General features: G+C 39.0%; 7 protein-coding genes. 1 reads left to right on the forward strand and 6 read right to left on the reverse strand.

Annotated elements, in window-relative coordinates; translation table 11 throughout:
- A partial coding sequence (locus ACP6PL_RS27880) for a hypothetical protein (protein ID WP_426548594.1) occupies window positions 1-256 on the reverse strand: 256 nt, incomplete at its 3' end.
- Entirely contained in the window at window positions 256-711 is a 456-nt protein-coding gene (locus tag ACP6PL_RS27885; protein ID WP_426548595.1) for a HEPN domain-containing protein, read from the reverse strand. The genes ACP6PL_RS27880 and ACP6PL_RS27885, both read right to left, overlap by 1 nt.
- A 23-nt stretch (window positions 712-734) precedes the next feature.
- Between ACP6PL_RS27885 and ACP6PL_RS27890 the strand changes: the two genes are divergently transcribed.
- Complete coding sequence (locus ACP6PL_RS27890) at window positions 735-857, forward strand: hypothetical protein (RefSeq protein ID WP_426548596.1); 123 nt, start codon at window positions 735-737, stop codon at window positions 855-857.
- A gap of 77 nt (window positions 858-934) precedes the next feature.
- On the opposite strand, the gene ACP6PL_RS27895 is transcribed toward ACP6PL_RS27890, so the two are convergent.
- The 4 genes from ACP6PL_RS27895 to ACP6PL_RS27910 all read right to left on the reverse strand — a co-directional run bounded on the left by ACP6PL_RS27895 (window position 935) and on the right by ACP6PL_RS27910 (window position 6,159).
- A complete protein-coding gene (locus tag ACP6PL_RS27895; protein ID WP_426548597.1) occupies window positions 935-1,603 on the reverse strand; it encodes a hypothetical protein in 669 nt (222 codons plus the stop codon).
- 95 nt (window positions 1,604-1,698) lie between these two features.
- Window positions 1,699-5,427 (reverse strand): magnesium chelatase subunit H, encoded by a 3,729-nt coding sequence (gene bchH / locus ACP6PL_RS27900; protein WP_426548598.1) that lies wholly within the window; start codon window positions 5,425-5,427, stop codon window positions 1,699-1,701.
- A 50-nt stretch (window positions 5,428-5,477) separates the two neighbouring features.
- Window positions 5,478-5,834, reverse strand: a complete 357-nt coding sequence (locus tag ACP6PL_RS27905; RefSeq protein ID WP_426548599.1) for a HepT-like ribonuclease domain-containing protein — start codon at window positions 5,832-5,834, stop codon at window positions 5,478-5,480.
- A complete protein-coding gene (locus tag ACP6PL_RS27910; RefSeq protein WP_426548600.1) occupies window positions 5,821-6,159 on the reverse strand; it encodes a nucleotidyltransferase family protein in 339 nt (112 codons plus the stop codon). Before ACP6PL_RS27910 ends, ACP6PL_RS27905 begins: the two co-directional genes overlap by 14 nt.
- Between the last annotated feature and the right edge of the window lie 154 nt (window positions 6,160-6,313).

The following is a 6,313-nucleotide window of genomic DNA, read 5'->3' on the forward strand; positions in this document are numbered from 1 at the left end:
CTTCTTCAGGAGTTAATAAATCATAGCTTAAAATTGGGTATTTACTTAAGTTAAAGTCTATATATGCTAATATTTCATCAATCTTTTGTTCGCGCTCTTCTAAAGATTTTTCCTGAAATAAACTGGTAATAATTAGAATTTTCAGCCAACCTATTGAAGTTCTTTTTACCTTGACTTTAACCTGTGAATCTTCAGGTAATAAACTCTGATTTAAATGTTCTTGAATTTGCTGCATTAATGCCTTTCTATCTGTCATCAACTTTCTCCTTGTTTGCTCAATAAATATCTATGTAGTATTTTTACTGCATCAAGAAATTTGTTAGCTTCAGTTTCATCACCCTTTTTATTTGAGTATCGTAATTCATCATTTCGCCATAATGATGTGACTGTTATCCATGCCTGTCTATAAGAGTTATTTCCTTTTTGAGATTCAATTACTTTTTGTATATTTGGCAAAGCATCTAATAACTTGATTAAACTATGTAAATCTGAACCTTTTAATCCCTGCTTAAATACTGTTGTATCCTTAAAATTATTTGTAGGTTCCTGATAACAAATCAGAGATTTTAGAGCGCATTCGATAGCATAACCACCCATATAAATAGCACCATTCCATCGTTTTTGACTATGCAGCACTCTAGCATCTTCAAGACGACGACGAGAAGCACCTAACTGAATACTTCTGCCATAAGTATCTGGCGTATTTGCCAAAAAATAGACCTCCTGTAAAATTTTTGGTTAAGAAATTACCTAATATTAACACCCTCAATATCCTCATCTTCAACAAAGCTTACAACTGTGGAATGTATTTGAGCGATCGCGTAATGAATCAAGCTTTAATGTTGGTAGGAGAGTAGATGTCTAATATTTCCGGAAATTAAGATTTAACAACCTTTTTACAAGGCTTTCAGATTAATTATCGGAGATGTCTAATTTATTGATCCTCTGATACTCCGTACCAGTTGGGAGCAAGTCTTTCTCTATAATCTCTAGAGCGTGCATCCGACAGATAACCTAGTTCATAATTAGGATCAGACGTATATACGAAGTAATGTAATATATCGCCAAAATTAGTTGTATCATAAAGAAAGTATATATAAAGAATATCATCTCGTCTTGTAACTTTAACCCGGCCATCACGAGCTAAATCACTGTAGGAATCAGGTAATCGAATAAATTCGGTACAATTGTATGGGGATGGGGTGGTACATCTCTTTTCACCGTGCAAGGTTCCGTTTTGGATTTTTTCAACAATAGCAGTGCGCTCTCGCCGAGAAAGATTAAAATTACCTTCAGGATTGCTTATAATAGTATTATAAATCCAGTATCTTGCGATTGTCAGCCAACCAACTGCTAAGAATAGAAGACAGCAAAACTTAATCCTTTTAGATACTATCCGGTTATTGACTATAAAACTAGTGCCCTTGAAATTCATGTAGAGTAAAGGAATAATAATAAACAGGCCAGGGAGAGCTTCCACGCCTGTGAAGGGCACAAAACTTCCCCAGGGGGGAGAAGTCGATACAATCCCTACTATTGTCAACCCACTTATGGCGATCGCTAGTCCAATAATTTCTATTGATTTTAGTATTGATTGAGTCATATTTTTGCCGATCCTTTAATCAACATTATTATCTTGGTTTGTTGGGTTGCGCTGCCGCTTTTTCATGTTGCGTAGCAAAACCCAACCTACTGACACTAGGCAATATTAACACCCTCAATTTCCTCATCCGCCACCTCATACAACTCCCTCAACTTCTGCAACTTCTCGTCATCTGTTTGCCAAAAACCTCGCCCACTCGCTTCCAACATCCGCCCAATAATATTCCGAAACGCTTCTGGGTTTGCCTCTCGTAACTTCTGCGCCATCTCTGCATCTAAAGCATAAGTCTCGGCAGCACCGTCATAAACCCAATTATCAGCAAAATTAGCTGTCCCCCCCCAACCTATCAACGCCGTCATCCGTTGGGAAATCTCGTAAGCTCCCCCACTACCTTGATTTGCCATTGCTTCTGCCCACTTGGGATTCAATAATTTTGTCCGATATTCCATCCGCAATAAGTCTTCCAATTTTCGGGGGGTGGTATCTTTGGAGAAACTTTCGACAAAACTCGCACTGACTTTTTTACCGCGTTGTTTCTCTGCTGCTAACTTCAACCCACCAGTATTAGCATAATATTCCTGAATATCTGTCAAACCATACTCCACCGAATCAATTTCCTGGACGATACGATCGCAACCTTTCAACAATTCCTGCAAAATTTCTGGGCGTGCCTCACCTTTATCTTTGCGTCCGTAACTGAAGACATTTCGCCCTTGCCAAGTATCGCCTAACTCATCCGCTGACTCCCAGTTACCATCTACAACTCTGTCATTCACCAAGGAACCAAAATCACCAGCAGGATTAGAAAATAACCGCGCTGAAATATTTTCTACTCCTTGTGCTTGCAGGGCTAAAGCGTGTTTGCGGATAAAATTTTGTTCTACAGGTTCGTTTGCTGCTGCTGCTCGTTGGAATAGATCGTCTAATAATTCAATAATATTGACAAAACTATCCCGGAAAATTCCTGATAAGTTTCCTAAAATATCAATGCGGGGATGACCAACTTCAGCTAAACTTTTTAATTCATAACGAACGATTCTACCGGTACCTTCTTTTACTGGTTCAGCACCTACTAATTCTAATAAAATTCCTATAGATTCACCGCGAGTTTTAATGGCATCTAATCCCCATAACATTACTGCCACAGTTTCAGGATAATTATTATTTTCTTCCAGATGTTGAGCAATAATTTTCCGAGCAATTTCTCGCCCTCTTTCATAAGCAGCAGGAGAAGGCATTCGATAGGGATCTAAAGCATGAATATTTCGACCAGTCGGCAAAACTCCCGCACCATCTCGTAATAAATCTCCTCCTGGAGCAGCAGGAATATATTCTCCATTTAAGCCTCGCAAAAGATTAGTCAATTCATCGGTATTTTGCATCAACAAATCTCGAATATTTTCCACACTTTCCTTAACCTCATCATCCTTGTCTAGCTCTCCGATTTCTTCCCCAAAATAAGCCTCCAAATAAGACTTTAATTCCTCCTCATCCGGCACTTCTCCCAAAGTATGCAAACCAGAAGAAAATAATCTTTGTTCTACAACCTGCAAATATTCATAAATTTCGACAAAATAGGGATTAACTACATCTGCACTAAACATCCGCGCATTTTCCGCAGTAAATTCAATCCCTAATTTTTTGCCATACTCAAACGGACAATCAGAATTTAAACCAGTATCAAAAATTTTCTTAAAAATCGGTTCCCGCAAACCCGAATTTTTCTGGGGGTCTTCCCGATATTCAGAAATTAACTCTCGCAAACTCACCAATTCTTTATATAAACCTGCCCGACTGTATGGAGGAATATTATGAGAAATTAAAACTCCATAACCACGGCGTTTTGCCAACATAGATTCTGAAGGATTATTAGCAGCATATATATATAGATGTGGCATATTTCCTAACAGAATATCCGACCAAGAATAGCCTGTATTTCCCAAGGGTGAACCGGGCAACCATTCCACAGTTCCGTGCATTCCAAAGTGAACAACTGCATCAGCTTGAAATTCATTTTGCAGCCATTTATAAAAAGCAGCATATTGGGGATGAGGTGTTAAATCTCTTTCAAACATTAAGCGCATTGGGTCGCCGGAAATTCCCAAGGGTGGTTGTACGCCAAGCCAAATATTTCCTAATTTAATTCCGCCAATATGAAAATTTTCACCATCGGTTTTTATGCCTGTACGGGTGAGATTTCCCCATTGTTTTTCGATGCGAGTTGTTAATAGATAGCCTAACCATTTTTCGAGACTTTTAAGATTAACTTGGTTGTTATCCCCCCTCATTCCTGGAAGGTCTTGGTTTCGATCCCCCCTTGTTCCCCCCTTGGGAAGGGGGGAGGAAATTTCGTCTGCTTCTTTAATTTGACGAATAAGTTCTTCCCCATCTTCAGGAATATCGCCAACGTTGTAACCTTCCTCTTTCAGAGCGTGGAGAAATTTGAGGAGCGATCGCGGCACATTTAATAAAGCTGCTGTACCTGTGGCACCATAACCAGGAGGAAAACCATAAAGAATAACGGCAATTTTTCTTTCTGCGGGTGGTGTCTGACGCAGTTTTATCCAATTTTTGACTCTACTCGTGAGGCGTTTTACCCGTTCGGGAATCAAATAAATATCTTCTCCCACTAAACCACCCAGGGGAACTGGATCGATCGCTCCATCTAATTCTGGCAGCGCATATAAAACCACACTTTGCAAACCGCCCACACCTTGGCGCGTCCAAGAATGGATATCTTGAATAAGTAAAGGTGCTGCTACAAAATAGGGTACATTTTTGGCAGTGAGAATACGTTGAGAAACTTCCACCTGTCGCCCTGCTTCCATGGAACCCGCAGGTCCTCCCACCAAGGGAAACCCAATAGTAGAAACGACTGCATCGACTTTCACTGCTTCGGGAGATAGGGAAAGTATTGGTTTAACAGAATCATACTTTTGATTTTTGCCTTTTGACTTCTGACTTTCAAAAGCGCTCGTCATCCAATCTCTGACAGCAACATGACCTTCGACTCCATTGATAAATACAGGTAGAGGTGTTAAACCTGCTGCTTCAAATTTGCGGATAAGTTGGGGAATGTAAGGTTGTTTAGTAATGACGTGTTTGCGGTAGAGCAAAATTCCAACAACGGGAGTCGGGGAAGTTTGTTTTTCTTGGCGATACCATTCCAGATATTTTTGGGGAGACTCAAAATAACCTTGGTAGTCTGGATGTAGTAAACCCATATTGGGAGTTTCCACTGGTGGAGGTATTTCTCCAACTTTTAAATCTAAATATTTTTCTGCCAACACCCAACACATGGCAGCCACATTTTCTGTACCCCCCGCATTCCAATAACCGTAAATTATCAACCAGTTCCGGAGGTCTTGCACTTTTTTCACTGGTACAAACTTGAGTAATTTCGGACCTGTTTTCAGGAAACTGATATAACCTGCGAGTTTATCTTCCTCTCTCCCACTGGAAAATTTGCTGAGAATAAATTTGACTGGTTTTGGCATTCCTTTCGGTTGCTCGCCAATAACAAATTTTCCCAATTTTGTTAATGCCATCAATTCCAATGCTGACTCAAAAACGAGACGGATGGGAATATGTTGTACTCTTTCGCGCAACCATAAAACTTGGTCATAGTCGAAAAGCAGACTGCCAAAAAACACATCAGCATTTTCCAGAGCAGTGGCGACAATTTCAGGTTGTTGGGAAAGGGCGCGATCGCTAAATACTTGAATATCTAAGTCTGGACATCGGGAAGTTGCCAATTGAGCAGCTTGGCGATATAGTCCGGTATTAAAAGATTCAAAACCTGCGATTAAGACAATACGTTTCATGGCCTAATTTTTTATAAAAGTTACTATACTATTAGGGTAACGAAAAAAGACTAATTATTATCCATATCATCAGTCGAATTTAGTAAAAGGGACTCAAGCAGTGCTAAAACTTCTGGAACATCACTTTGAATGACATCCCAAAGGGTATTAAGGTTAAGGCGATCGTATTGATGGGCAAGAATATCTCGCATTCCAGCAATATCTTTCCAAGGAATTTCTGGGTATTGTTCTCTAAATTCTGGTGATAGTCGCTTGGTAGCTTCTCCCATTACAATAATTTGATAGAGAATAGCAGATTGTTTTTCTTCATTGGTTTCTAACTCTGATTTATCAATCCCTTTAGTAAATTGCAAAACTCGCCTTGCTGCATTAACGATATCCAAAAGTGATGCTTTATCCCTGCTCATAAATTACCTGCGCTGTCTTAAGAATTTCCTGGCGACGAATCCAATTTTCACTATTTTCAATAGATTCTTTTAGGGTAATATCAACTTCACGCCCGATACTTGCTTCTAATTCATGTTTGATTTTGGCGATAGTTAATAATCCCTGGCGAGCGTTGGATGCAAAGCTAATGAGAATATCAATATCACTATCGTTATGAAAGCGATCGCTTAAAACTGACCCAAATAAAGCCATTTCTGTAATATTCCAACGTTGGCAAAATTGAGCAATTTCTTCTGTTGATATGCCCAAACGTTTTTGTAATTGAGGATTTAATTTTAGTAGCATTTTTTCTCAAAATAACTAATAGACAAATAGAATTTATGCTATTATTCAATCATACAGGAAAGATAGCACTCATAAATCTTAATTAATTAAAAATATGTCTAATATCATGTCCGTTGGTATCGTTTGTGTAAAAGCCGGGAAAATATCCACCATA

Origin of the sequence: Dapis purpurea BLCC-M126 (assembly GCF_050015975.1) — a bacterium.
Lineage (GTDB): Bacteria > Cyanobacteriota > Cyanobacteriia > Cyanobacteriales > Microcoleaceae > Trichodesmium.

Coding starts and splice junctions, on each gene's coding strand:
- ACP6PL_RS27895 (WP_426548597.1), bottom strand. CDS start 1,603: ATGACTCAATCAATACTAAAATCAATAGAAATTATTGGACTAGCGATC.
- bchH (WP_426548598.1), bottom strand. CDS start 5,427: ATGAAACGTATTGTCTTAATCGCAGGTTTTGAATCTTTTAATACCGGA.
- ACP6PL_RS27905 (WP_426548599.1), bottom strand. CDS start 5,834: ATGAGCAGGGATAAAGCATCACTTTTGGATATCGTTAATGCAGCAAGG.
- ACP6PL_RS27910 (WP_426548600.1), bottom strand. CDS start 6,159: ATGCTACTAAAATTAAATCCTCAATTACAAAAACGTTTGGGCATATCA.